At 67.9% G+C, this 22,317-nt stretch carries 20 protein-coding genes; 13 read left to right on the top strand and 7 right to left on the bottom strand.

The annotated features are described in order from the left end of the window. The first annotated feature begins 20 nt into the window (after positions 1 to 20). Positions 21 to 1,349, top strand: a complete 1,329-nt coding sequence (locus ACWV14_RS29725) for a serine hydrolase domain-containing protein (RefSeq protein ID WP_454905326.1) — start codon at positions 21 to 23, stop codon at positions 1,347 to 1,349. Between the two features lie 12 nt (positions 1,350 to 1,361). Here ACWV14_RS29725 and ACWV14_RS29730 read toward each other — a convergent pair whose 3' ends face one another. After that, complete coding sequence (locus ACWV14_RS29730; protein WP_081270411.1) at positions 1,362 to 2,141, bottom strand: type III pantothenate kinase; 780 nt, start codon at positions 2,139 to 2,141, stop codon at positions 1,362 to 1,364. Between the two features lie 137 nt (positions 2,142 to 2,278). Between ACWV14_RS29730 and lysM the strand changes: the two genes are divergently transcribed. Together lysM and ACWV14_RS29740 are read left to right on the top strand one after the other, a co-directional pair. Beyond that, the gene (lysM, locus tag ACWV14_RS29735; RefSeq protein ID WP_422084673.1) at positions 2,279 to 2,746 is read left to right on the top strand and encodes a peptidoglycan-binding protein LysM; all 468 of its coding nucleotides are present in this window, start codon (positions 2,279 to 2,281) and stop codon (positions 2,744 to 2,746) included. Positions 2,747 to 2,894: 148 nt separating this feature from the next. Beyond that, the gene (locus tag ACWV14_RS29740) at positions 2,895 to 3,905 is read left to right on the top strand and encodes a LacI family DNA-binding transcriptional regulator (protein WP_454905328.1); all 1,011 of its coding nucleotides are present in this window, start codon (positions 2,895 to 2,897) and stop codon (positions 3,903 to 3,905) included. On the opposite strand, the gene ACWV14_RS29745 is transcribed toward ACWV14_RS29740, so the two are convergent. From ACWV14_RS29745 to ACWV14_RS29755, 3 genes are all read right to left on the bottom strand, one after another. Further along, positions 3,871 to 4,833, bottom strand: a complete 963-nt coding sequence (locus ACWV14_RS29745; RefSeq protein WP_454905330.1) for a helix-turn-helix domain-containing protein — start codon at positions 4,831 to 4,833, stop codon at positions 3,871 to 3,873. The genes ACWV14_RS29740 and ACWV14_RS29745 overlap by 35 nt on opposite strands. A gap of 41 nt (positions 4,834 to 4,874) precedes the next feature. Next, positions 4,875 to 6,407 (bottom strand): FGGY-family carbohydrate kinase, encoded by a 1,533-nt coding sequence (locus ACWV14_RS29750; protein ID WP_454905332.1) that lies wholly within the window; start codon positions 6,405 to 6,407, stop codon positions 4,875 to 4,877. 157 nt (positions 6,408 to 6,564) lie between these two features. Next, positions 6,565 to 6,975 carry a rhodanese-like domain-containing protein gene (locus ACWV14_RS29755; RefSeq protein WP_454905334.1) on the bottom strand — a complete coding sequence of 137 codons (411 nt, stop codon included), beginning with the start codon at positions 6,973 to 6,975 and terminating at the stop codon, positions 6,565 to 6,567. 177 nt (positions 6,976 to 7,152) lie between these two features. Here ACWV14_RS29755 and ACWV14_RS29760 point away from each other — a divergent pair, with 177 nt between their 5' ends. The 3 genes from ACWV14_RS29760 (at position 7,153) to ACWV14_RS29770 (ending at position 10,912) form a co-directional block, all read left to right on the top strand. Beyond that, entirely contained in the window at positions 7,153 to 8,268 is a 1,116-nt protein-coding gene (locus tag ACWV14_RS29760) for a TRAP transporter substrate-binding protein (protein ID WP_454905336.1), read from the top strand. A 92-nt stretch (positions 8,269 to 8,360) separates the two neighbouring features. Next, positions 8,361 to 8,990 (top strand): TRAP transporter small permease subunit, encoded by a 630-nt coding sequence (locus ACWV14_RS29765; protein WP_422084667.1) that lies wholly within the window; start codon positions 8,361 to 8,363, stop codon positions 8,988 to 8,990. Continuing rightward, complete coding sequence (locus ACWV14_RS29770; RefSeq protein ID WP_454905338.1) at positions 8,987 to 10,912, top strand: TRAP transporter large permease; 1,926 nt, start codon at positions 8,987 to 8,989, stop codon at positions 10,910 to 10,912. The genes ACWV14_RS29765 and ACWV14_RS29770 overlap by 4 nt, the downstream gene beginning before the upstream one ends. Positions 10,913 to 10,936: 24 nt before the next feature. On the opposite strand, the gene ACWV14_RS29775 is transcribed toward ACWV14_RS29770, so the two are convergent. Next, a complete protein-coding gene (locus ACWV14_RS29775) occupies positions 10,937 to 12,973 on the bottom strand; it encodes a PEP/pyruvate-binding domain-containing protein (protein ID WP_454905340.1) in 2,037 nt (678 codons plus the stop codon). Between the two features lie 151 nt (positions 12,974 to 13,124). Here ACWV14_RS29775 and ACWV14_RS29780 point away from each other — a divergent pair, with 151 nt between their 5' ends. Then, a complete protein-coding gene (locus ACWV14_RS29780; RefSeq protein WP_454905342.1) occupies positions 13,125 to 14,471 on the top strand; it encodes a hypothetical protein in 1,347 nt (448 codons plus the stop codon). A gap of 85 nt (positions 14,472 to 14,556) precedes the next feature. Then, positions 14,557 to 15,915 (top strand): glutathione-disulfide reductase, encoded by a 1,359-nt coding sequence (gene gorA / locus ACWV14_RS29785; RefSeq protein WP_454905344.1) that lies wholly within the window; start codon positions 14,557 to 14,559, stop codon positions 15,913 to 15,915. Here gorA and ACWV14_RS29790 read toward each other — a convergent pair whose 3' ends face one another. Next, on the bottom strand, positions 15,916 to 16,830 hold the full coding sequence (locus ACWV14_RS29790) for a ketopantoate reductase family protein (protein WP_454905346.1): 915 nt from the start codon (positions 16,828 to 16,830) through the stop codon (positions 15,916 to 15,918). It abuts the gene before it with no gap. A 28-nt stretch (positions 16,831 to 16,858) separates the two neighbouring features. Next, on the bottom strand, positions 16,859 to 17,773 hold the full coding sequence (locus tag ACWV14_RS29795) for a LysR substrate-binding domain-containing protein (protein ID WP_422084658.1): 915 nt from the start codon (positions 17,771 to 17,773) through the stop codon (positions 16,859 to 16,861). A 166-nt stretch (positions 17,774 to 17,939) separates the two neighbouring features. Between ACWV14_RS29795 and ACWV14_RS29800 the strand changes: the two genes are divergently transcribed. The 5 genes from ACWV14_RS29800 to ACWV14_RS29820 are packed head-to-tail and all read left to right on the top strand — an operon-like array spanning position 17,940 to position 22,200. Next, complete coding sequence (locus ACWV14_RS29800) at positions 17,940 to 18,725, top strand: ABC transporter permease (RefSeq protein WP_454905348.1); 786 nt, start codon at positions 17,940 to 17,942, stop codon at positions 18,723 to 18,725. 10 nt (positions 18,726 to 18,735) lie between these two features. Beyond that, complete coding sequence (locus ACWV14_RS29805) at positions 18,736 to 19,764, top strand: ABC transporter ATP-binding protein (RefSeq protein ID WP_454905350.1); 1,029 nt, start codon at positions 18,736 to 18,738, stop codon at positions 19,762 to 19,764. A 22-nt stretch (positions 19,765 to 19,786) separates the two neighbouring features. Then, positions 19,787 to 20,866 (top strand): extracellular solute-binding protein, encoded by a 1,080-nt coding sequence (locus ACWV14_RS29810; RefSeq protein WP_422084655.1) that lies wholly within the window; start codon positions 19,787 to 19,789, stop codon positions 20,864 to 20,866. 13 nt (positions 20,867 to 20,879) lie between these two features. After that, positions 20,880 to 21,701, top strand: a complete 822-nt coding sequence (locus tag ACWV14_RS29815) for an ABC transporter permease (protein WP_454905353.1) — start codon at positions 20,880 to 20,882, stop codon at positions 21,699 to 21,701. Continuing rightward, positions 21,652 to 22,200 (top strand): TIGR00725 family protein, encoded by a 549-nt coding sequence (locus ACWV14_RS29820; RefSeq protein ID WP_454905355.1) that lies wholly within the window; start codon positions 21,652 to 21,654, stop codon positions 22,198 to 22,200. The genes ACWV14_RS29815 and ACWV14_RS29820 overlap by 50 nt, the downstream gene beginning before the upstream one ends. The last annotated feature ends 117 nt before the right edge of the window (positions 22,201 to 22,317 follow it).

Consider the following 22,317-nt stretch of genomic DNA (forward strand, 5'->3'; position numbering starts at 1 on the left):
TCTTCATCCAGAACAACAACATGTCCGTCTTCATTCGCACGGCGCTTGCCGCCGCCTTCACCCTGCTCGCCGTGAACACCTCTTCCGCCCAGACACCCACGCCCGCCGCGCTGCCGGACCCTGCGGCCACCTCGGTCGATGCGCTGGGCTGGATGAAGGGCTTTCCGCCCACTCCCGACAAGCTCATCACCTTCGACAACCCGGCCGGCGGCGTGTTTCCGCGCACTCGCTGGAGCTTCTCGCACGTGCGCGAGACGGTGCCCACCGCCAACGTGTGGCGCGGCGCCGGTGCGGCCAGCCCGCTGCCGTCGGGCACCTCGCCGGTACAGATCGAGGCCGTCACTTTCAAACCCCTGGGCAGCGACCAGACGCTCAACTTCGCCCAGATGATCTCCGGCACCTACACCGACGGCATCCTCGTGATGCACCGCGGCAAGGTGGTCTACGAAAAGTACTTCGGCGCGCTCACGCCCGAGCGCCCGCACATCGCGATGTCGGTCACCAAGTCCTTCGTGGGCACGCTGGCCGCCATCCTCGCGGACGAAGGCAAGCTCGACCCGGCCGCGCCCGTCACCAAATACATCCCCGAGCTGAAAGACACGGCATACGGCGACGCCACCGTGCGCCAGGTGATGGACATGACCGTGGGCGTGCACTACTCCGAGAACTACGCCGATCCCAAGGCCGAGATCTGGGACTACGCCCGCGCCGGCGGCATGCTCACCCAGGGCCAGAACTACACCGGACCGAAGTCGTTCTACGAATTCCTGGTCACGCTGAAGAAGGAAGGCGAGCACGGCGACGCCTTCGCCTACAAGACCGTCAACGCCGAGGTGCTGGCCTGGATCGTGCGCCGCGCCAGCAACCAGTCGCTGGCCGACCTGCTGAGCGAGAAGATCTGGCGCCGCATCGGTGCCGAGCAGGACGCGTACTTCATGGTCGACCGCATCGGCACCGAGTCGGGCGGCGGCGGCCTGAACACCGTGCTGCGCGACCTGGCCCGCTTCGGCGAGACCATGCGCAACGACGGCCGCGCGTCCAACGGCCAGCAGGCCATTCCGAAGGCGGTGGTGGAAGACATCCGCCGCGGCGGCGACCCGGCCAAGTTCGCCAAGGCCGGCTACCCGCTGCTGCAGGGCTGGTCGTACCGCGACATGTGGTGGGTCTCGCACAACCCGCACGGCGCGTACATGGCGCGCGGCATCCACGGCCAGAGCATCTATGTGGACCCGAAGGCCGAGATGGTCATCGTGCGCTATGCGGCGCACCCGGTGGCGGCCAATGGCGCGAACGACCCGCTCACGCTGCCCGCGTTCCAGGCGATGGGCGAGGCGCTGATGCGCCGCTGAGCCCGATGAGGCTCAGCCTCGCGCTTCAGCGATGACCAGCAGCCCGTCCATGATCAGGCTCTCGACCAGCTCGAAATGCCCGTTCATGACGGGCGCCATCTTCCAGCCCGCGCCGCCGGTCATGTAGCAGGCCGGCTCGGCGCCGCAGTGCGAGCGCACGTGCTGCACCATCCGCTCGACGGCGCCGGCGATGGCGTAGGTGCCGCCGCTGGTGAGCGCATCGCTGGTGTTGGTGGGGAATTCGCGCACTTCGCCGGTCGGCACATGCAGCCCGGCCGTGCCCGACTCCAGCGCGCGCAGCATGATGCCGTGGCCCGGCAGGATCAGGCCGCCGAGGAACTTGCCTTCGGCATCGATCGCCTCGACCGTCACGGCCGTGCCGATCAGCACCACCACCATCGGCCGCGGCGGCTCGCCCGGCTGCTCGGCCAGCATGCGGTGGCGCGCGCCGATCATCGCCACGAAGCGGTCGGCGCCCAGGCGGGTCGGGTGGTCGTAGCCGTTGACGATGCCGGCCTCGCCGGCGCTCGGCATGACCCAGCGCGGCGTGCAGTCGAAGCGCTCGACGATCTGCTCCTCGGCGCGGCGGCGCACCGCGTCGCCGGCCACCACGCAGCCCAGCATGGCGCCGGGCGCGGGCAGGTCGGCCCACGGGCCGTCGGCCAGCCGCTCGATGTGGTCCAGGAATTCCGCGCCCTGCGCCTGCAACACGGCGCCGGGGCGGGCCGCATCGTAGAGCGCCCACTTGAGGCGGGTGTTGCCGATGTCGATAGCGAGGAAGGGGGATGCCATGCGCCGGATTATTGCGACTTTGTGTCCAGGCTTGCTGGCGCGTGCGTCGCATACGCGGCATGGACCTACGCCGGGCCTGCGCGTTCCGCTTCACCATCGTCCGTTCCCATCCACCAACCAGCCACAAGGAGAGAACCATGGGTTTGCTCAGTTTCATCAAGGAAGCGGGAGAAAAACTGTTCGGCGGCTCGTCGGCACAGGCCGCCACGCCGGACGCGAACGTTGCCGCCGCGGCCGCCATCAAGACCTACATCGAGACCCAGAACCTGGGCCTCACCGGGCTGGAGGTGACGTACACCGCCAGCAGCGGCGTGGTCACGCTCGCGGGCCAGGCGCCCTCGCAGGAAGCCAGCGAGAAAGCCTCCCTGGCCGCCGGCAACGTGGCCAACGTGACGAGCGTGGAGAACAACCTCGTCGCCCCGGCCGCGCCGCCCGCGCAGTACCACGACGTGGTGAAGGGCGACACGCTCTCGGCCATCTCGAAGAAGTACTACGGCGACCCCAACAAGTACAACGCGATCTTCGAAGCCAACAAGCCGATGCTGAGCAATCCGGACAAGATCTATCCGGGTCAGAAGCTGCGGATTCCGCCGTTGAACAACTGAGCTTCCTGCCCACGGGCACGGCGGGCTCGCTCGGCTCGGCTGTGCACCCGGCGCGTAAACTTCCATCGATGAAGTGGAAGCCTGACGCCAACCGATCTTGCAACCCCGCAGCCGGGGGGCCGTGCGATCGCCCTGCCGGGCGGCACCGATGAGCCGTCGCGAACCGACCATCTACGATCTGGCGCGGCTTGCCGAGACTTCCGCATCCACGGTCAGCGCGATCCTCAATGGCACCTGGAAGAGCCGGCGCATCGGCGAGGAAACGGCGACACGCGTCCTCGCACTCGCGAAGGACCTGAAATACACGCTCAACCGGCAGGCCAGCGGCCTGCGGCGCAAACGCTCCGGGCTGATCGGCATGCTCATTCCGATGCACGACAACCGCTTCTTCAGCGCCATGTCGCAGACTTTCGAGCGGCTGGCGCGCGAGCGGCATCTCTACCCCATCGTGGTCAGCACGCTGCGCGACCCGAAGCTGGAAGCAGAGACGGCGCGCACCCTGATCTCCTACCAGATCGAATACCTGCTGGTGACCGGCGCCTCCGCGCCCGATGCGGTGAGCCGGATCTGCTCGCACCACGGCATTGCACACCTGAATGTCGACCTGCCGGGCAAGCTCGCGCCTTCGGTCGTTTCAGACAATCGTTGGGGCGCGCGTGAACTCACGGCGAAGCTCATCGAGCGATCGAAGGCGCCGCGTGCCAGGCGGCGCGACCGTTTCTGTTTCGTCGGCGGCATTCCGAGCGAGCACAACACGGTGCAGCGGATCGAAGGATTTTCCGAAGCCATCGCCGAAGCGTTCGGCAGCCTGGACTGTGCGGACATCGATGCCTGCGGCTACGAAGCGGACCAGGCGGAAGCATCGGTGCGAGCGCTCTACCAGCGCATGGGAGGCCTGCCGCGCGGGCTGTTCGTGAACTCGACCATCGCGCTGGAAGGCGTGGTGCGGTTCCTCAAGACCATCCCGCTCGAAGAGGTCCGCCAATGCGCGATCGGCAGCTACGACTGGGATCCGTTTGCGACCTGCCTGAGCTTTCCATTGCTCATGGTGCGGCAGGACATCCCGGGCCTGCTCGGAAAGGCTTTCGAGATCATCGATTCGGGCAGCTTCGATCCCGCCGAGATCATCCAGATCCGCCCTGAGCTGGTTGAAGCCTGAGTCGCTGCGCGCTGCCGAACCTGCCCGACATGTGCATCCGGTATTCGCTCGGGGTCATGCCCTTCAATCGCCGGAAGTGCCGGTTGAAATTGGAGATGTTGTTGAAGCCCACCAGGTAGCAGATGCTGGACACCTGCTGGTCTTTCTTGCTCAGCAACTCGCATGCCCTGGCGATCCGGACGCTGATCAGGAAGTCCGTGTAGGTACTTCCGGTCGCCCTCTTGAACAGTCTCGAGAAGCCGTTGAGGCCGACACCGGCGCAATGGCTGGCATCGGCCAATGACAGGCTGTCGGCATAGTTTCGATAGACAAGCTCGAGCACTTTGTTGACCCGCCGGTCCAGGACGGTCTTGCGCTCGTCTCGTGCGCCCGGGATCGAGGTCGAGGAGAGCAATCGAAACCTGGGCAACCGCCCCAGGCATTGCAGCAATTCGGCCAGGGCGCTGAAGCGGGCAACGCCGAATGTGTTTTGCACCAGGCGAAAACCATCTTGCAGTCCACGGCCCGCATCCAGGAACTCGACTCCGCAGCGGTCGCGGTCCAGCAGCGACACCACGTCATGCAGGTCCGGGAAGAGTTCCACAGCCCTGGGCATCAGATCCCCCGGGAAATGGATCACGACGCTGCGCTCGCCCGTTCCGGTAGCAGGCGCATCGAGGGAGACGAGGTTGTGCGGAACGCGAGGACCGATCAGGACGATGGACCCCGGCTTGAACTCTCCGACGTGGTTTCCGACGTAGGTGCGCCCCGAGGTCTGGACGACGAACTGGAGTTCATAGTCGTCGTGGTAGTGCCATCGCTCCAGGGGCGAGGGCGTTGCGTGGGTGTAGCAGCTGATGCCACCCGATGGCTCGATTCCCAGCTCGACGCGTCGCGCCAGCTCGCTCTCGAACACGGCATCGCGCCGGGTCTGGTACGGATCTTCCACGGAGAGCCTTCGAGCGTTGGAGGTGCAGCCCTGGCGACCCGCTACCGCGGCCTCGAACCCGCCTGGCCCGCCGCGATGGATTTCAATGCATGCATCACGTCGCGGGTGCCGTCGTAGAGCTTGCGGTACTGGGCGTACATGCTGTCGTAGACCGCGCGCCGGGAAGGATCCGGCACGACGCGGCGACCAGGCCGGACCCACCGGACGATGTCGCCGCGCGACACGAGGCCCGCCGCGCAGCCCGCCAGGAAAGCATTGCCGAAGCTCGCGCCGACGGTCACGGCCGGCACTTCCTGCTCCACCTGCGCGATGTCGGAGACGATCTGCAGCCAGGTATTGCCTTGTGCGCCGCCGCCGACGGCCACCACGCGATTGACCTTCGCGCCGATGTCGGCAAAGGCTTCAAGGTTGTGGCGCACGCCGAAGCCCACCCCTTCCAGCACGGCCCTGAAAAGCTGCTCCCTGGAATGGGACAGGCTCAGCCCCGCGATCACGCCGCTGGCCCGCGTGTCGTTGATGGGCGTGCGCTCGCCGCTGAAATACGGCAGCACCAGCAGGCCGCCCGCGCCCGGCGCAACATTGGCGGCGCCGTCGAAAAGCTCGGCGTAGCCACCGGGCTCAGCGAGGTCGCGTGCAAGCTCGTCCTTGAACCAGCGCGTCAGGCTGCCAGTGGTGCTCATGCCGGCGGCCAGATTGAATTGCCCTTCATAGGCACCTGCCACGGTCCAGACCCGCGGATCGGGCGTCGGCTTGTCCTGCACCAGGACAAAGAAGGTGGTGCTTCCATACATCACCATCAGGTCGCCGGGGGCGACCGCACCCACGCTGATCGCCTCGCTCAATGCGTCGACCGCGCCCACGGCCACCGGCGTTCCCACGGACAGGCCGGTGGCTTGCGCGGCCTGCGCGGTGATCTCGCCGGCGATCTCGTCGGACCAGGCGGGCCGGGGCAGTGCATCCAGCGGCACGAATGCGCGATTGAAGCGCTTGTCCCACATGCCCGTCTTGGGGTTGTACAGGGGCATGTAGTGACTGGCCGTGTGCCGGTCGATGCGATGCTGGCCCGTGAGGCGCAAGCCCAGGTAGGAACTGGCCGTGGCCAGATGCGCGGTTGCCGCCCAGACATCGGGCTCATGCTTTCGAATCCAGCGGATCTTCGGCCCGATGGCCTGGCTGGTGAGGTCCATCAGCGAGAACTCGCGAATGGCCGCGGCGCCGAACTCTGCCTCGATCTCGGCGATCTCCGCCTGCGCGCGCACATCCACGCCGTACAGGATGGCGGGGCGCAGCGGGCGCATCTGCGCATCCAGCGGCACCACGCAGGGGCCGATCGCACTCACCGCAAGCGCGGCGACGTCCTGCCCGCTCAGGCCGGTGCCTTCCATCACCTTCTTGCACAGCGCGCAGACGTCGTGCCACCAGACCTTGTCGGCGTCCTGCTCCACATGCCCGAGGTGCGGCAGGCTGATGTCGTGGGGGATCGTGGCGGTGTTGAGAATGCGTCCGTCGAGCGTCGTCAGGGTGGCCTTGCTGCTGTAGGTTCCGACGTCGATGCCGAGCAATGCGTGCTTCATGGAGACGAGAAGAGGGAATGCAGAAAGTGGGTCGGGCCTATCGCACAATCGATTGTGCATATCAGCTCGATCGTATTGGGGCGTGGTCCGCACGACCATCGGGGTTTACCTCACCGCTCTCACCGCTTCTGGGGCGCGGTGTGCGCCCGCCCTGCGCCTAGTTCTGCTTCCAGGGCAGCCCGCGCTTGCGCCAGCCGCCGGTCAAGCCACGGTGGCCGTTCTCGTCCGGATTGCCTTCGAAGCCTTCAAGGATGTTGTATGCCTCCACGCCCAGTTCGGTCGCGCGCTTCGCAGCCGCGACCGAGCGCACGCCGCTGCGGCACAGCATCACGAGCTTCCTGCCGCCCTCACCCGCCGCGCGCACGCCGTCGTCGAAGGCCGGGTTCATCGCCATGCCCGGCCACTGCTTCCAGGCCAGCGGCACGGCGCCGGGCACGTAGCCGACCCACTCGCGCTCGGCGTCGGTGCGCACGTCGACCATCACGGCCTCGCCGCCGGCCATCCATTGCGCGGCCTGCTCGGGAGTCACGTCGCCGGCGTAGCCCTTGTTCTCGACGGGATCAGTCATTTGCTTTCTTCCTTGGAATGCGGGTTTTCAATGACCGGAATTTTTCACCGCTTCGTGAAAACCCTGTTTGTTGCGTGTTCCTGTGCGCCAAAGATGGCGGCTTGGGCCTGTCAAACCATAACTCCAAGACGGCAGCCTGGGTTCCCCCAGTCAGAACAGCCAATTGGAGAGAGACAAATGACAGACAGCAAACTGCCCCGCCGCCGCGGGCTGCTCAAGGGCGCCGCCGTGGCCGCCGGTGCCATGTCCGTGCCGATGGTCAGCATGGCCCAGACCACTTCGCTGCGCTTCCAGAGCACCTGGCCCGCGAAAGACATCTTCCACGAGTACGCGCAGGACTACGCCAGGAAGGTCAACGACATGGCGGGCAACCGCCTGAAGATCGAGGTGCTGCCCGCAGGCTCGGTGGTGCCGGCCTTCCAGCTGCTCGACGCGGTGGCCAAGGGCACGCTCGACGGCGGCCACGGCGTGGTCGCGTACTGGTACGGCAAGAACTCCGCGCTCGCGCTGTGGGGCTCGGGCCCCGGCTACGGCATGGACGCCAACATGATCCTGGCCTGGCACACCTACGGCGGCGGCAAGGCGCTGATGGACGAGATCTACAAGGGCCTGAACCTCGATGTGGCCTCCTACCTCTACGGCCCCATGCCCACGCAGCCGCTGGGCTGGTTCAAGAAGCCGGTGGCCAAGGCCGAGGACATGAAGGGCCTGAAGTTCCGCACCGTGGGCCTGGCGGTGGACGTGTTCACCGACATGGGCGCCGCCGTGAACCCGCTGCCCGGCGGCGAGATCGTGCCGGCGCTGGACCGCGGCCTGATCGACGCGGCCGAGTTCAACAACGCATCGAGCGACCGCGTGCTGGGCTTTCCCGACGTGGCGAAGAACTGCATGCTGCAGAGCTTCCACCAGAGCGGCGAGCAGTTCGAGGTTCTGTTCAACGGCAGCAAGCTGAAGTCGCTGCCGCCCGAGCTCAAGTCCATCATCGAGTACGCCACGCAGGCGGCCAGCGCCGACATGAGCTGGAAGGCCATCGACCGCAACTCGAAGGACTATGAAGAACTGAAGAAGGCCGGCATCAAGTTCTACAAGACGCCCGACGCGGTGCTGCGCGCGCAGCTCGCCTCATGGGACAAGACCATCGCGAAGAAGTCGGCCGAGAACCCGATGTTCAAGAAGGTGCTCGACTCGCAGCGCGCCTTTGCCGAACGCGCGGGCCAGTGGCAGAACGACTACTCGGTCGATTTCAAGATGGCCTACAACCACTACTTCGGACGACAGGCCAAGAAGGCCTGATGCGATTCATGTGACGCGAGGGCGCCCGGGCGGCGCCCTCTTTCATGCCTGCACGCATGCCGCGCACGGGTCGCGGCGAGGAGTTCGTTCCGATGCAATCTTTCCTGCTGGCGGTCGACCGGTTCTCCACATGGATCGGCAAGACCTTCGCCTGGTGCGCGCTGCTGCTCACGCTGCTCATCAGTTGGGAGGTGTTCTCGCGCTATGCGCTCAACAAGCCGCACGCCTGGGTGCTGGACGCGCAGATCATGCTGTACGGCGCGATGTTCATGACCGCAGGCGCCTACACGCTCTCGAAGAACGGCCACGTGCGCGGCGACGTGCTCTACGGCTTCTTCCGCCCGCGCACGCAGGCGACGGTCGACCTGGTGCTGTACATCGTGTTCTTCCTGCCGGGCATCGTCGCGCTCACCTGGGCCGGCTGGATCTACGCGGGCGAGTCGCTCGCCATCCGCGAGCAGACCTTCTCGGCCGAGCCGCTGCCGCTGTATCCGTTCAAGTACATCATCCCGCTCGCGGGCTTCACGCTGCTGCTGCAGGGCCTCGTCGAGATCATCCGCTGCGTGCAGTGCATACGGCAAGGCGCATGGCCTTCGCGCGAGCAGGACGTCGAAGAGGTCGACGTAGAGAAGCTCAAGGAAATGGTGCACGTGAAAGACGAGGACATCGCCGCGCTAGACCGCGTGGTGGTGGCGCAAACAGCCACCGGGGGGGCGCGATGATCCGCCGCGAACTCTGGTTCGGCCTGTCGTTCATGGCGCTGATCGTGATCGGCGCTGGCACCGTGCTGGCGAACGCGCCGACCATCACCAACGGCCACCTCGGGCTGCTGATGCTGTCGCTGGTGGTCGTGGCCATCATGCTGGGCTTTCCCACGGCGTTCACGCTGATGGGCATGGGCATGATCTTCACCTGGCTCGCCTATGACCGCGACTGGCACCGAACGCTCGACCTGATGGTGCAGTCGGCCTTCAAGACCATGGCCAACGACGTGCTCATCGCGGTGCCGCTGTTCGTGTTCATGGGCTACCTGGTGGAGCGCGCGAACCTCATCGAATCGCTGTTCAAGAGCCTGCACCTGGCGCTCGCGCGGCTGCCGGGCGCGCTTGCGGTGGCGACGCTGGTCACCTGCACCATCTTCGCGACGGCCACCGGCATCGTGGGCGCGGTGGTCACGCTGATGGGCCTGCTGGCGCTGCCGGCCATGCTGCGCGCGGGCTACAGCGTGCCGCTGGCCGCGGGCGCGATCACGGCGGGCGGGTGCCTGGGCATCCTGATTCCGCCGTCGGTGCTGCTGATCGTCTATGGCGCGACGGCCGGGGTCTCGGTGGTGCAGCTGTATGCGGGCGCCTTCTTTCCGGGGCTGATGCTGGCGTCGCTCTATGTGCTGTACGTGATCATCATCGCGTGGATCAAGCCGCAGTGGGCGCCGCCGCTGTCGCTGGCCGAGCGCGTGGTGCCGCTGCCGCCGCTGTCGCAGCGGCTGGCCGACAGCCCCGCCGCGCATGCGCTGGTGGGGCTGCTCAAGGGCCGTCGCAATACCGGCGTTCCGTTCTCGCATGTGCTGAAGCAACTCGGCATCGTCGCGATGCCCGGCGTGATCTTCCTGCTGCTGGCGGCCTTCAGCTACAAGGCCGTGACCACGGTGGAGGCGCAGGCGCGCTACGACATCGAGGAGATCGGCGCCGTGCGCAGCGCACCCGGCGCGGGCGGCTTGCAGGAACCGCCGTCCGAGGGCGGGCTGCAGGAGCCTCCGCGTGAAGAAGGCCTGCAGGAGCCCCCCGGCGGGGAACAGGCGCCGGAGCCAGCCGCGGCCGCCGCGCCGCTGGCCGAGCCGGCAGAAGCAGCACAAGGCGCCGCCGAAAGTGCCGCCGAAGCCGCCACCGAGCGCCCCGCGCCCACCTGGTGGTGGGTCACCTTCGCGATCTTCGGCGCCATCGTCACGCTGTTCTACCTTTTCCTGAGCTTCGCGCGGCTCGAGATCTTCAAGATGCTGCTGGCGTCGTTCTTCCCGCTGGTGCTGCTGATCCTTTCGGTGCTGGGCTCCATCGTGCTGGGCCTTGCCACGCCGACCGAAGCGGCGGCCATGGGCGCCCTCGGCGGCATGCTGCTGGCCGCGGCCTACCGGCGGCTGAACCTCACGGTGCTGAAGGAGTCGATGTTCCTCACCGCCAAGACATCGGCCATGGTGTGCTGGCTGTTCGTGGGCTCGGCCATCTTCTCGGCCGCGTTCGCGCTGCTGGGCGGGCAGGCGCTGGTGGAAGAGTGGGTGCTGGGCATGAACCTCACGAAGGTGGAGTTCCTGATCCTGAGCCAGGTCATCATCTTCCTGCTGGGATGGCCGCTGGAATGGACCGAGATCATCGTGATCTTCATGCCCATCTTCATTCCGCTGCTCGACAACTTCGGCGTCGACCCGCTGTTCTTCGGGCTGCTGGTGGCGCTGAACCTGCAGACGGCCTTCCTCTCGCCCCCGGTGGCCATGGCGGCCTTCTACCTGAAGGGCGTGAGCCCGCCGCACGTGACGCTGAACCAGATCTTCCTGGGCATGCTGCCCTTCATGGGCATCCAGGTGCTGGCGATCGTGCTGCTGTACACGTGGCCGCAGATCGGGTTGTGGCTGCCGCAGTTGCTCTACAAGTAGCGGCAACGCCGGAGTGCGCGGCCTTCAGCGCCGCCGCTCCACATACGGCCGCGCCTGCAGCAGCACGATCCTGTCGCCCACCGTCGCCCACTCGATGTCCTGATCGACCGCGTTGAAGGTGCGCTTCACCGCCGCGCCCACGTTGGCCAGGCGCACCACCAGCTCGTCGGTCAGCACGTTGCGCCCGGCCTCCACCGGCACTTCCTTCACGCCGCCGTCCTTATCGAGCTGAAGAGCCGTGTCTTCGGCCGAACGGCTCAGCACCTGGATGGCCTTGGACCAGCTCGAATACATCACCTGCTCCGCCACGCGCTGCCCTTCGACCACGCGGATGCCGATGCCGCGCTTGGCAGAGATGTAGGTGACGTGCGGATGTCCCGCGTCGAAGGGGTCGCGGGTGATCATGACGCCGGCATTGGTCGAGTCGATGGCGGTCTGCACGAACACGCCCATGAGCACCGACTCTGCGCCGAAGCCCGCGGCGCCGCGCGCCTCCCATGCCTCGGGGTTGAACACCGAGGCCCAGACCTTCTTGACCGCGGTCTCGAGCGCGTCGCCGGTCTTGACGTTGGGCACGGTGGTGTAGAGCCCCGCGCCGCTGAAGCCAGGCAGGTCTTCGGAGTTGGACGAGCTGCGCACGAACACGCCACCGCCGCCCAGTTGCGACTGCCATGCGGCGCGCCATGAAGCGGCAGTGACTGCATCGACCGGCCACTGCACGATCTCGTCGCGCAGTTGCGCAAGCGCCTTCTGGCGGACCTTCGGGTCGCTCGCGAACCCGGGTTGCTGTTGCATGCGTGCGATGCGCTCGCCCAGGCCGTTGGCTCGCATGAAACGGTCGTAGTGTGCGAAGGGCACGCAGAAACCGTCGGGCACCGACGTGCCCGGAATGCGCGCGGCCTGCATGGCGCCGAGGTTCGCGGCCTTGGTGCCGCACTGCGCGCTGTTGCGCGCGCGCAATGAGGCCAGCGGCAGCAGGCGGGTCTCGCGCAGGTCGGGCTCGATGGCCTTCGCACCGCCGGGCGTGGCGCCGGCGGATGCGGTGCGCACGGCACGCGGCGGCAGCGCCGCGATTTCATCGGCCGTGAGGCGGCGCACCTGGTAGCCCGAGGCCGCAACCTTCAGCGCCACCCACTGGCCCGCATGCTCATTCAGCACCGTCGCCGCGTCGCGCACGTAGGCGTTCGGAATGCCCCAGCCCTTGGCCAGCAGGTTGACGTGCGACAGCGCGGTCGACGGTCGCTCGGTCAGCACGCCCGCCACCGGCGGCAGGCTCAGGGGCACCTGCCGCAGCACCGCGATGTCGTCGGGCAACAGTGCGTTGATGCCCGACTCGTCGTCCACCACGCGCACGCGGCCGGTGGCGGTGCCGACGTTCATCGGCAGATAGGGCTGTTCGCGGATCAGCGCCTCCTGGCTCACGTAGTCGATGCCGGTTTCCCTGGCAATGCGCTCGTGCAGCGTGGAGTTGGTCTTGAGCTTCACGGGCGCGAAGAAGCTGGCCTTCACCTGCGCATCGGCCTGCCGCAGCAGTGGCGCAGTGAGCCGGTCGCCTTCCCAGAATTCGTAGGTGAAGGCACCGATGTTCTGCTGCCAGCTCAGCGTGCCGAACAGGAAGCGGCGGTCGGGCACGAGGTAGTTGCGATCGATCTCGCGCTTGATGGTGTCGGGCACGAGCCGCGTGTCGCGCAGGAACCGCACGTGCAGCTGGTAGCGCGGCGTGTCGATGTAGTACGTGCGAGGCGCCGGCTTCGCCTTCAGATCGACGACGAACAGCACGTGAGCCAGCTGCATCGGCGTGCCGGCGTCATAGACGCGCGCGAGCTGGTCGAAATCGCCCTGGCTGCGCAACGCCGGCAGCGACGACGGCGCCGTCGGACGCGGCCCCTGCGGCTGGGCCGGGCCCTGCTGGTTCTGTTGCTGATAGTAAGAGGGCTTGCGCGCGAGCTGGGCGGCTGCCGGCACCGCCGCGGTGGCGGCGATGCACAGCGCCAGCAGCGCCGGCCATCTCTTTTGGAAGCACACTTCGCCGGCAGGGCGTATGTTGTTTTCGTTCTTCACTTCTGTTTCCTCCTTACAGCTGGTTGCCGAATGCACCTGCGCTTCACCAAGCAAAGGGACAGCGCTGACAGCGGCAGCGGATTCTCGCGCGTTACAAACAGGCAAACCAGGCGACCGGACCGCTTCGTACATCGGGGATCAGAGGAATCACATGAACCGCACAACACCTGGGCGCATTCGGCGCCCATTGCAACATTGGCTGCTCGGCATGGCGCTCCTGTGCGCCGGCGTCACGGCCGGCGCACAGCCCGGCCCATCGGGCCAGATCGCGCGGCTGAACCAGCAGCAGGGCACCGTGAGCGTCGCCCTCGCCGGCCAGGACCGCTGGCAGGCGGCCCGGCAGGGCGGCACGCTGTCGGTCGGCGACCGTGTCTGGACCGACCGCAACGCGCGCGCCGAGTTCTACATCGGCCCCGTGACGCTGCGGCTGGGCAGCCAGACGCAGGTGGAGTTCTCGGGACTCGACGCCAACTTCGTGGACATCACCACCACCCAAGGCGAGTTGCAGCTGCGCGTGCGCGACGGCCTGGCGGGCCAGCGCCTGAAGATCCACACCGGCAACCTACACGCGGTGATCACCGCGCCGGGCGAATACCGCTTTGCCGCCGACACGGCCACTTCCACCACCTGGGTGGCGGTGACGTCCGGCCAGCTCACGCTGTACGGCAAGAACGGCGCCTCGCAATTGCTGACCGACCGCCAGCAGACGACCGTGTCCGGACGCGACCTGACGGCCGTTGCGACCACGCGGGTGCAGAACGCCGGCTTCGACGCCTGGGTGGCCGAGCGCAACCGGATCGAGGACCGGTCCTCCGGCACCGCCCGTTTCGGCCCGCCCGGCGTGCCGGTGCCGTCGGCAGTGCTGGCCGTGCCGCCGCCGCAGGTGCGCTACGAGCCTGACTACCGGGCGCAGCAGGAGCAGCAGCTGGCCTGGCAGCGCGAGCAAGACTGGCGCCAGCAGCAGGAGCAGGAGGAATTCCGGCGTCAGGAAGATCTGCGCCGCGAACAGGAATGGCGCCAGCAGGAAGACTGGCGTCAGCAGCGCGAATGGCAGCAGCGGCGCGACTGGCGCCAGCAGCGCGCCGAGCAGGACCGCTGGCAGCAACAGCAGCAACAACAGCAAATGCAGCTGCAACTCCAGCAGCAGCAACAGCAGGCCTTGCGCCAGCAACAGGAGATGCAGCTGCGCGCCGCGCAGGCGCAGGCCATGCAACAACAGCAACTGCTTCAACAGCAGCAGCGCGCGGCCCAGCAGGCAGCGCAGGCCCAGCAACAGCAGTTGCAGGCCCGCCAGCAGCAGGAAATGCAGTTGCGCGCCCTGCAGATGCAACAGCAGGTGCAGGCCCAGCAGGCGGCGCAGCAGAACGCATTGCGCCAGGCCCAGGAAGCGCAGCTGCGTGCGATACAGCAGCAGCAACGCGGCATGGCGGCGACGCAACAGCAGCAAGGACAGAGCGAAGACGTGAAAAGGCTCTGGACCTCGCCGGACTCGCGCTGACCCGTCCGGGCACAAGGCCCCGGAAGCCCCGCCGAAAGCTCCGCCAATCGCCCCGCCGCTAAAGTCGGCGGCCAAGGAGCCTTTCATGCCCACATTCGACTTCGATCTCTTCGTCATCGGCGGCGGCAGCGGCGGCGTGCGCGCCGCGCGCATGGCGGCGCAAACCGGCGCCCGCGTCGGGCTGGCCGAGGCCGCCGAGCTCGGCGGCACCTGCGTCAACGTGGGCTGCATACCCAAGAAGCTCTACAGCTACGCGGCCGGCTACGCCGAATCCTTCGAGGAGGCCGCGGGCTACGGCTGGACGCTGCCGCAAGCCCCGCAGTTCGACTGGGCACATCTCAAGTCGCAGCGCGCGAAAGAGATCGGCCGGCTCAACGGCATCTACGGCTCGCTGCTGAAGAACGCCGGCGTGACGCTCATCACCGGCTGGGCCCAGCTGGTCGATGCCCACACGGTAGAGATCGACGGCAAGCGCCACACGGCGCGCCACCTGCTGGTGGCCACCGGCGGCACGCCCTTCGTGCCCGACATTCCGGGCCGCGAGCACATCGTGACCTCCGACGCGATGTTCGACCTCGACCCGTTCCCCAGGCGCCTGCTGGTGGTGGGCGGCGGCTACATCGCCTGCGAGTTCGCCTCCATCTTCAACGGCCTGGGCGCCAAGGTGACGCAGTTGCATCGCCGCGCGCACCTGCTCACCGGCTTCGACGACGACGTGCGGCAGTTCCTCGCCCACGAAATGGGCAAGGCCGGCGTCGACCTGCGGCTCAACTGCGAGGCCGCATCGGTAGCACGCAATGCAGACGGCCTCACCGTCACGCTGGCACGCGGCCAGCAGATCGAGGTCGACACGGTGCTCTTCGCGACCGGCCGCGTGCCCAACACGCAGGGCCTGGGCCTCGAGGCCGCGGGCGTGAAGCTCGACGAAAAAGGCGCGATCGCGGTCGATGCGCACTACCGCAGCTCGGTGCCGTCGATCTACGCGGTGGGTGACGTCTCCACGCGCGTGCAGCTCACGCCGGTGGCGCTGGCCGAGGCGATGGTGGTGGTCGACGAACTCTTCGGCAAGGGCAAGCGCCGGCTCGACTACGAGTTCATTCCCACCGCCGTGTTCACGCACCCGAACATCGGCACCTGCGGCTACAGCGAGATCGATGCGCGCGCGAAGTTCGGCGAAGTGACGGTGTTCTCGAGCGAATTCAAGTCGCTGCGCCACACGCTGTCGGGCCGCACCGAGCGCACCTTCATGAAGCTGGTGGTCGACAAGGCCACCGACCGCGTGGTAGGCCTGCACATGGTGGGCGCGGATGCCGGCGAAGTGGTGCAGGGCTTTGCCGTGGCGATGCGCGCGGGTGCGACGAAGGCGCTGTTCGACGGCACCATCGGCATCCACCCCACCGCCGCCGAAGAGTTCGTGACGATGCGCGAGCCGATGCCCGGCTGATCAGGCCTGCGCTGCCTGCTGCAGCTTGCCTTCCAGCAGCTTCACCAGCACGAACAGCACACGGTTGGCCGGCGTCGGCACGCCCAGTGCCTCCCCACGCCGCACGACCAGCCCGTTGAGGTGGTCGATCTCGCTGAGCTTGCCGCGCGCCAGGTCTTGCGCGGTCGAGGAGTACTGCGCGGGCATGGTCTGCGCGATGCCCCGCAGGGCGGCGTCGGTGTCGCCCGGCACTTCGACGCCCTCGGCCTTCGCCACCGCGAGGCATTCGGCCACCACGTCGCGGATCACGTCGTTCACGCCCGCGCCTTGCACGAGCACGCCGTAGGGCAGCTGCGTGATGGCCGACAGCGCGTTGTAGGCGCAGTTGAGGATCAGCTTGGCCCAGAGCGAGCCGCGCACGTTGTCCGAGATCTGCGTGGGCACGCCGGCCGCCACCAGATGCCGCGCGACCTCTTCGCTGCGGCGTGACGGCGCGATCACCAGCTCGCCTCGGCCGTTGTGCTTCACATGGCCGGGGCCGGCCATGCCGGTCGCCACGTAGACGACAGCCGCGGCCACCTCGTTCGACGCGGGCAGCACCGCGCGCACGCGCTCGTCGTTGTCCACGCCGTTCTGCAGCGTGAGCACCAGCGCGCCGGGCGCCAGGTGCGGCCCGATCTGTGCGGCGGCCGATTCGCTGTCGGTCGACTTGACGCAGAACAGCACGAGGTCGGCGCCCTTCACCGCGCCGGGTTCGGTGCTCGCGGCCATTCGCACCTGCTCGTCGAAAGCCCGGGTTTCCAGCCGCAGCCCGTTGGCGTTGACGGCCTCCACATGCACGGGCCGGCCGACCAGCACCACCTCGTGGCCCGCGCGCGCGAGCATGGCGCCGTAATAGCAACCGACCGCGCCGGCACCCATGACTGCGACTTTCATCGATTCGACTCCTTGGATGTTGCGGGGATCATGCCTCGGTCTCGGCGCCGCGCGAGGCCACGCCCTCGGCCAGCAGCCATTCGCGGAACGCCACGAAGGCCGGCAGGTCGAGCCGGTCGGGCCGGTAGCAGAGGTAGTGGCCCTGGTTCACGCTCACCGGCGTGCCGCAGGGGCTCAGCAGCGCGCCTTCGGCCAGTTCTTCCTGCACCAGCAGCCTGGGCACGAGGCCGATGCCCAGTCCGTTGAGCGCCGCCTGGATCAGCGCCGAATACTGCGCGAAGCGCGGCCCCGCCACCGTCTGCACTTCCGGCACGCCGTGCTGCGCGGCCCATTGCCGCCACGCGCCGGGCGCGCCTTCGTGATGCAGCAGCGTGTGGCCGGTGATGTCGGCGGGCTGCGCGATGCGGTGCCGCCCCTCGACCAGCGAGCGCGCCACGATCAGCACGAACTCGCGCCCCGCGATGTACTCGGACACCACGCCGGGCCAGCCGTCGGGGCCGTAGCGGATGGCGGCGTCCACGCCCGCCGGAATGCCGTCGCTGGGCTCCAGGTGGCGGCTGAAGCTCAGCATCACGTGGCGGCTCTTCTGGCTGAAGGCGGGCAGGCGCGGAATGAGCCATTTGGTGAGAAAGGTGGGCACGCTGGCCAGCGTGAGGAGGCCCGCACCCGCGTCGCCCGAGCGCGCCTCGAAGGTCGCGGTCTCGATGGCGCGCAGCCCGCCCGAAATCTTCTGCCAGTACACGCGGCCCTGCGGCGTGAGCTGCACGCCGCGGCCGTTCTTCTGCAGCAGCTCGCGGCCGAGGAAGGCCTCGAGCCCTGCGATCTGCTTGCTGACCGCGCTCACGGTGATGCACAGGGCGCCCGCCGCGAGCGTGATGCTCTGGTGGCGCGCCACCGCGTCGAAGGCCAGCAGCTCCTGGATGGTGGGGCAGTCGCGCTTCATGTATCGCTCCGCTTCATGAAAGCTGCGTGAAAAACGCTTTCCGATTGCTCAAGTGTCGTCATCCAACTTTCACCCATAAGTACGCACGTGATTCCTAGAATTCGAGGCAACGCGGCGGCATGCCCGGCGCGGACAGTAGCGCATCCGGAAAGTATGCCGGGTGTCCATGACATGGGAGACAACCTTGGTTCGCGGCATTTCGCTCATCTACGGCCTGTACCTGCTGCTGCCCATCGCCCTGCTGATGATCGGCAGCGTGGGCGGCAACTGGACCAACACGCTGCTGCCCACCGGCATCACCGGGCAGTGGTACGTCGACCTCTGGCTCGACACCTCTTTCCGCAAGGCTTTCGTCAGCAGCCTCGTGGTCGCCATGTCGGCCTGCGCCATCAACACCGTGCTGGCCTTGCCGCTGGCCTATGCGCTGTACCACGGCGCGCAGCGCGGCGGCAGCCTGGCGGCGCGCATCGTGAGCGCCACGCCGGTGGCGGTGCCGGCCATCACGCTGGCCTTCGGCTACATGATCGTGTTCAACACCGACCTCGCACCCTGGCTGGGCTCGATGCCGCTCTTGATCGCGGCGCACGCGATCCTCACCCTGCCCTACCTCACCAACACGCTGCTGACCGACCTGCGCCACCTCGACCTCGGCCGGCTCGAGCAGGCAGCCGCCACGCTCGGCGCCTCGGGCTGGCAGCAGTTCACCGGCATCGTGCTGCCGAGCCTGCGGCAGAGCCTGATCAGCGGGCTGGTGATGGTGGCGGCCATCTCGGTGGGCGAGTTCGGCGTGTCGAACCTTCTCACGAGCTTCCAGAACCGCACCTATCCGGTGGTGCTGCTGCAGGCCTTCTACGGTGCCACGGGCTTCGCCTGCGCGGCCACGGTGATCCTTCTTGTGCTGGCGAGCGCGTCGGCGCTTCTTTCCTCTTCCCTCGTGAAGCAACGCGCCTGACCGATACGCCATGAGCCTCCTACTCGACGACGTCAACTACAACTACCCCGGCAGCACGCACGGCCTGCACGACGTGTCGCTCGACGTGCGCACCGGCGAGCTGGTCGCGGTGATCGGACCCAGCGGCTCGGGCAAGTCGACGCTGCTGAAGCTGGTGGCGGGCCTGGAGACGGGCCACACCGGCCGCATCGCGCTCGACGGCGAAGACATGTCGCGCACGCCGGTGCACCAGCGCCACATCGGCATGGTGTTCCAGAGCTACGCGCTGTTCCCGCACCTGAGCGTGCTCGACAACGTGGCCTACGGGCTCAAGCTGCGCAAGGTGGCGGCCACCGAACGACGCAAGCGCGCCCAGGAACTGCTCGACATCGTGGGGCTGGGCGACTTTGCGCAGCGCGCCGTCGCGCAGCTTTCGGGCGGCCAGCAGCAGCGCGTGGCATTGGCGCGCGCGCTGGCCATCGACCCGCGTGCCCTGCTGCTCGACGAGCCGCTGTCGGCCCTCGACGCCAGCGTGCGCGGCCACCTGCGCGACCAGATCCGCGCCATACAGCAGCGCTTCAACGCCACCACGCTGCTGGTCACGCACGACCAGGAAGAAGCGCTGGTGATGGCCGACCGCGTGGCCATGCTCAAGGACGGCCGGCTGCTGCAGATCGCCACGCCGCGCGACATCTACGAGAACCCCGCGAGCCGCGCGGTGGCCGAGTTCGTCGGGCTCTCGACCATCCTGCCCGCCAAGGTGGCCGCGCCGGGCCGGCTGGACCTGGGCTTTGCCGAACTCTTCGCCGACACCGGCCAGCGCGCCTTCGGCACCGCGGTGCATGTGCTGGTGCGCCCCGAACACATCCGGCCGGATCCGGCGCCCGGCGCCGTGAACCGTCTTGCGGGCAGCACCCGCGCGCAGCGCTACCTGGGTGCGCTCACGCGCTACGACTTCGAAGTGCCGGGCGCGGGCAAGCCTTTCCTTGCCGAATCGTCGGCGCCGGCCCTGGAGGCCATCGCCGTCGCGCCCGAGCACATCCGTTTACTCGACCACTGAACCTTTTCCTCAAGGAGCCACCATGCAACGCAGACACCTGATCCAAGCCGCCGGCGCACTGCCGCTGGCCACCCTCGCGGCCCGCACCGCCTTCGCCTTCGACGGCCCCGAGCTGTATGCGGGCGAGAAGGCGCTGTACGCCGAGGCGCAGAAGGAAGGCCTGTGCGTCTCCTTCGACACCGGCCCCGAATGGGCCAACTGGAAGTCGCTGTTCCGCGATTTCAAGAAGCGCTACCCCGAGATCGAGCTGACCTACAACGACATCGGTTCCGCCGCCACCGTGGTCGCGCTCGAGAAGACCAGGCGCCGCCCGCAGGCCGACACCGCCTACTACTTCGCCGCCTCGGCCGTCGACGCCGCGAAGAAAGACGTGGTCGCGCCCTTCAAGCCCGTCAACTTCGACAAGCTGCCGCCGGTGTTCCGCGAGGCCGAGGGCCGCTGGTTCACCATCCACACGCTGAACATCGCCTTCCTGGTCAACAAGAAGCTGGTGAAGAACGTGCCCACGGGCTGGGCCGACCTGCTCAAGCCCGAGTTCAAGAACACGGTGGTCTACCTCGACCCGCGCTCCACCGGCATCGGCCAGGTGCTGACCTTCGCCGCGGCCTACGCCAACGGCGGCAGCGTCGACAACGTGCAGCCCGGCATCGACTACCTGGGCAAGCTGCATTCGGCCGGCAACGTGCTGCGCGTGGAAGGCACCACGCCCTACGCCAAGTTCCTGAAGGGCGAGATCCCGGTGTGGATCAGCTACGAGAACGACGGCCTGAAGGCCAAGCATGTGGATGGCATGGGTGACGCGATGGAAGTCGTCATCCCCAAGGAAGCCAGCGTGGCCGCGCCCTACGCCATCAGCCTGGTGAAGAACGGCCCGAACCCGAACGCCGGCAAGCTGTGGCTCAACTTCATCATGAGCGAGGCCGGCCAGTCGCTGTTCGCACAGGGCTTCGTGCGGCCGGCCGTGCCGGGCACGCAGCTGTCGGCCGACGTGGCCGCCAAGATGCCGCCAGCGCCGCAGATCAAGCCGCTCGACGTGGTGAAGGCCTCGGAGCGCAAGGCCGAGATCGACAAGCTCTGGGCGCAAGCCGCGCTGGGCAAGTGATCGAGCAGCCGTGATGCGACGCTTTGGCGCCTGGCCCGCCTGGGCCTTCATGGCGCTGTTCTTCGCGGTGCCGCTGGCGGCGCTGCTGCCAGAGGCCTTCGGCGAGGGCGGCAGCGCCTTCGGCCGGCTGTTCGGCAACCCGCTGTTCTTCGGCGCGCTGCGCAACACGCTGGCGCTCGGGCTGGCGGCGGGCGCGGTGTCGGCGCTGGTGGGCACCTGCATCGCGATCGAGCTGGCGCGCCAGCCGGCGTCGCGGCGCCAATGGATGATGACGCTGCTGGGCCTGCCGCTGGCGTTCTCGGGTCTGGTGATCGCCTACGGCTTCATCCTGGCCTTCGGCCGCGCGGGCTTCGTGACGCAACTGCTCGCGGGCCTGGGCGCGGACCCGGCGGCCCTGGGCAGCTGGATCTACAGCGTGTCGGGCCTGGGCTTCGCCTATGCCTACTACCTGATCCCGCGCGTGGCGCTGTCGCTGTACCCGGTGTTCGCGAACCTCGACCTGCGCCCGGCGCAGGCGGCGCGCACGCTGGGTGCATCGAAAGCCCGTGCCTTCTGGGACACGGTGGTGCCCGAGGTTCTGCCTTCGGTGCTGTCGAACGCCTGCATGGTCGCCGCGATTGCCATGGGCACTTACGGCACGGCGCTGGCGCTGGTGGGCACGCAGCTCAACATCCTGCCGCTGATGCTGCTGGCGCAGGTGGGCGACGGCGGGTCCGATTTCGCGGTGGCGGCGGCTTTGTCGCTGGTGCTGATGGTGGTGTGTGTGATCGTGATGGGAGTGGGTGATGTCTTTACGCGAAGGCGCGAGCGCGGTGCTGTCGGCGCCGGTCACTGAGGCGCTGGCGCGCCTGGCGCAGAAGCAGCGGGGGCCGTCGCGCCACCGCCAGCCGGTGGCGATGATCGGCCCGGGCGACGGCGGCCCGGCCGAGTGCGAGGCCGCCTATGCCGTGGCGCATGCGCTGGCCCGCGCGGGCATGTCGGTGGTGTGCGGCGGGCGCGGCGGCGTGATGGCCGCGGCCTCGCGCGGCGCGGTGGAAGCCGGCGGCATCGCCGTGGGCATACTGCCCGAGGAGGACGACCGCAACGCCAACGAATGGCTGAGCGTGGCCATTCCCACGGGCATGGGCGAGATGCGCAACGGCATCATCGCGCGCAGCGGCGTGTGCCTGGTGGCCATCGGCGGCAACATGGGCACGCTGTCGGAGATGGCGATGGGGCTGAAGTGGGGCAAGCCGGTGTTCGTGATGCACGGCGATGTTGCGCTGCCTGGGGCGGTGCAGGTGGCCGATGTGGAGGACATGCTGGGCAAGGTGCTGGGGTGCTTGCTGGGCTGAGTTCTTTGCCGTCGCTTTCTGGGTGCGTGCGCAGGCCACCGGGTACTCCCCTCCGCGAATGTCCCCCGTCGGCGCGAGCGCGCCCCGAACAACGGCCCAAAGCAACCGCAGCAGGCA

The sequence above is a fragment of the Variovorax durovernensis genome, from assembly GCF_977011995.1.

What these genes read in the sequence shown, in the direction of transcription:
- ACWV14_RS29725 (WP_454905326.1), top strand. Translation starts at nt 21, where the DNA reads ATGTCCGTCTTCATTCGCACGGCGCTTGCCGCCGCCTTCACCCTGCTC.
- ACWV14_RS29730 (WP_081270411.1), bottom strand. Translation starts at nt 2,141, where the DNA reads ATGGCATCCCCCTTCCTCGCTATCGACATCGGCAACACCCGCCTCAAG.
- lysM (WP_422084673.1), top strand. Translation starts at nt 2,279, where the DNA reads ATGGGTTTGCTCAGTTTCATCAAGGAAGCGGGAGAAAAACTGTTCGGC.
- ACWV14_RS29740 (WP_454905328.1), top strand. Translation starts at nt 2,895, where the DNA reads ATGAGCCGTCGCGAACCGACCATCTACGATCTGGCGCGGCTTGCCGAG.
- ACWV14_RS29750 (WP_454905332.1), bottom strand. Translation starts at nt 6,407, where the DNA reads ATGAAGCACGCATTGCTCGGCATCGACGTCGGAACCTACAGCAGCAAG.
- ACWV14_RS29755 (WP_454905334.1), bottom strand. Translation starts at nt 6,975, where the DNA reads ATGACTGATCCCGTCGAGAACAAGGGCTACGCCGGCGACGTGACTCCC.
- ACWV14_RS29760 (WP_454905336.1), top strand. Translation starts at nt 7,153, where the DNA reads ATGACAGACAGCAAACTGCCCCGCCGCCGCGGGCTGCTCAAGGGCGCC.
- ACWV14_RS29765 (WP_422084667.1), top strand. Translation starts at nt 8,361, where the DNA reads ATGCAATCTTTCCTGCTGGCGGTCGACCGGTTCTCCACATGGATCGGC.
- ACWV14_RS29770 (WP_454905338.1), top strand. Translation starts at nt 8,987, where the DNA reads ATGATCCGCCGCGAACTCTGGTTCGGCCTGTCGTTCATGGCGCTGATC.
- ACWV14_RS29780 (WP_454905342.1), top strand. Translation starts at nt 13,125, where the DNA reads ATGAACCGCACAACACCTGGGCGCATTCGGCGCCCATTGCAACATTGG.
- gorA (WP_454905344.1), top strand. Translation starts at nt 14,557, where the DNA reads ATGCCCACATTCGACTTCGATCTCTTCGTCATCGGCGGCGGCAGCGGC.
- ACWV14_RS29790 (WP_454905346.1), bottom strand. Translation starts at nt 16,830, where the DNA reads ATGAAAGTCGCAGTCATGGGTGCCGGCGCGGTCGGTTGCTATTACGGC.
- ACWV14_RS29795 (WP_422084658.1), bottom strand. Translation starts at nt 17,773, where the DNA reads ATGAAGCGCGACTGCCCCACCATCCAGGAGCTGCTGGCCTTCGACGCG.
- ACWV14_RS29800 (WP_454905348.1), top strand. Translation starts at nt 17,940, where the DNA reads ATGACATGGGAGACAACCTTGGTTCGCGGCATTTCGCTCATCTACGGC.
- ACWV14_RS29805 (WP_454905350.1), top strand. Translation starts at nt 18,736, where the DNA reads ATGAGCCTCCTACTCGACGACGTCAACTACAACTACCCCGGCAGCACG.
- ACWV14_RS29810 (WP_422084655.1), top strand. Translation starts at nt 19,787, where the DNA reads ATGCAACGCAGACACCTGATCCAAGCCGCCGGCGCACTGCCGCTGGCC.
- ACWV14_RS29815 (WP_454905353.1), top strand. Translation starts at nt 20,880, where the DNA reads ATGCGACGCTTTGGCGCCTGGCCCGCCTGGGCCTTCATGGCGCTGTTC.
- ACWV14_RS29820 (WP_454905355.1), top strand. Translation starts at nt 21,652, where the DNA reads ATGTCTTTACGCGAAGGCGCGAGCGCGGTGCTGTCGGCGCCGGTCACT.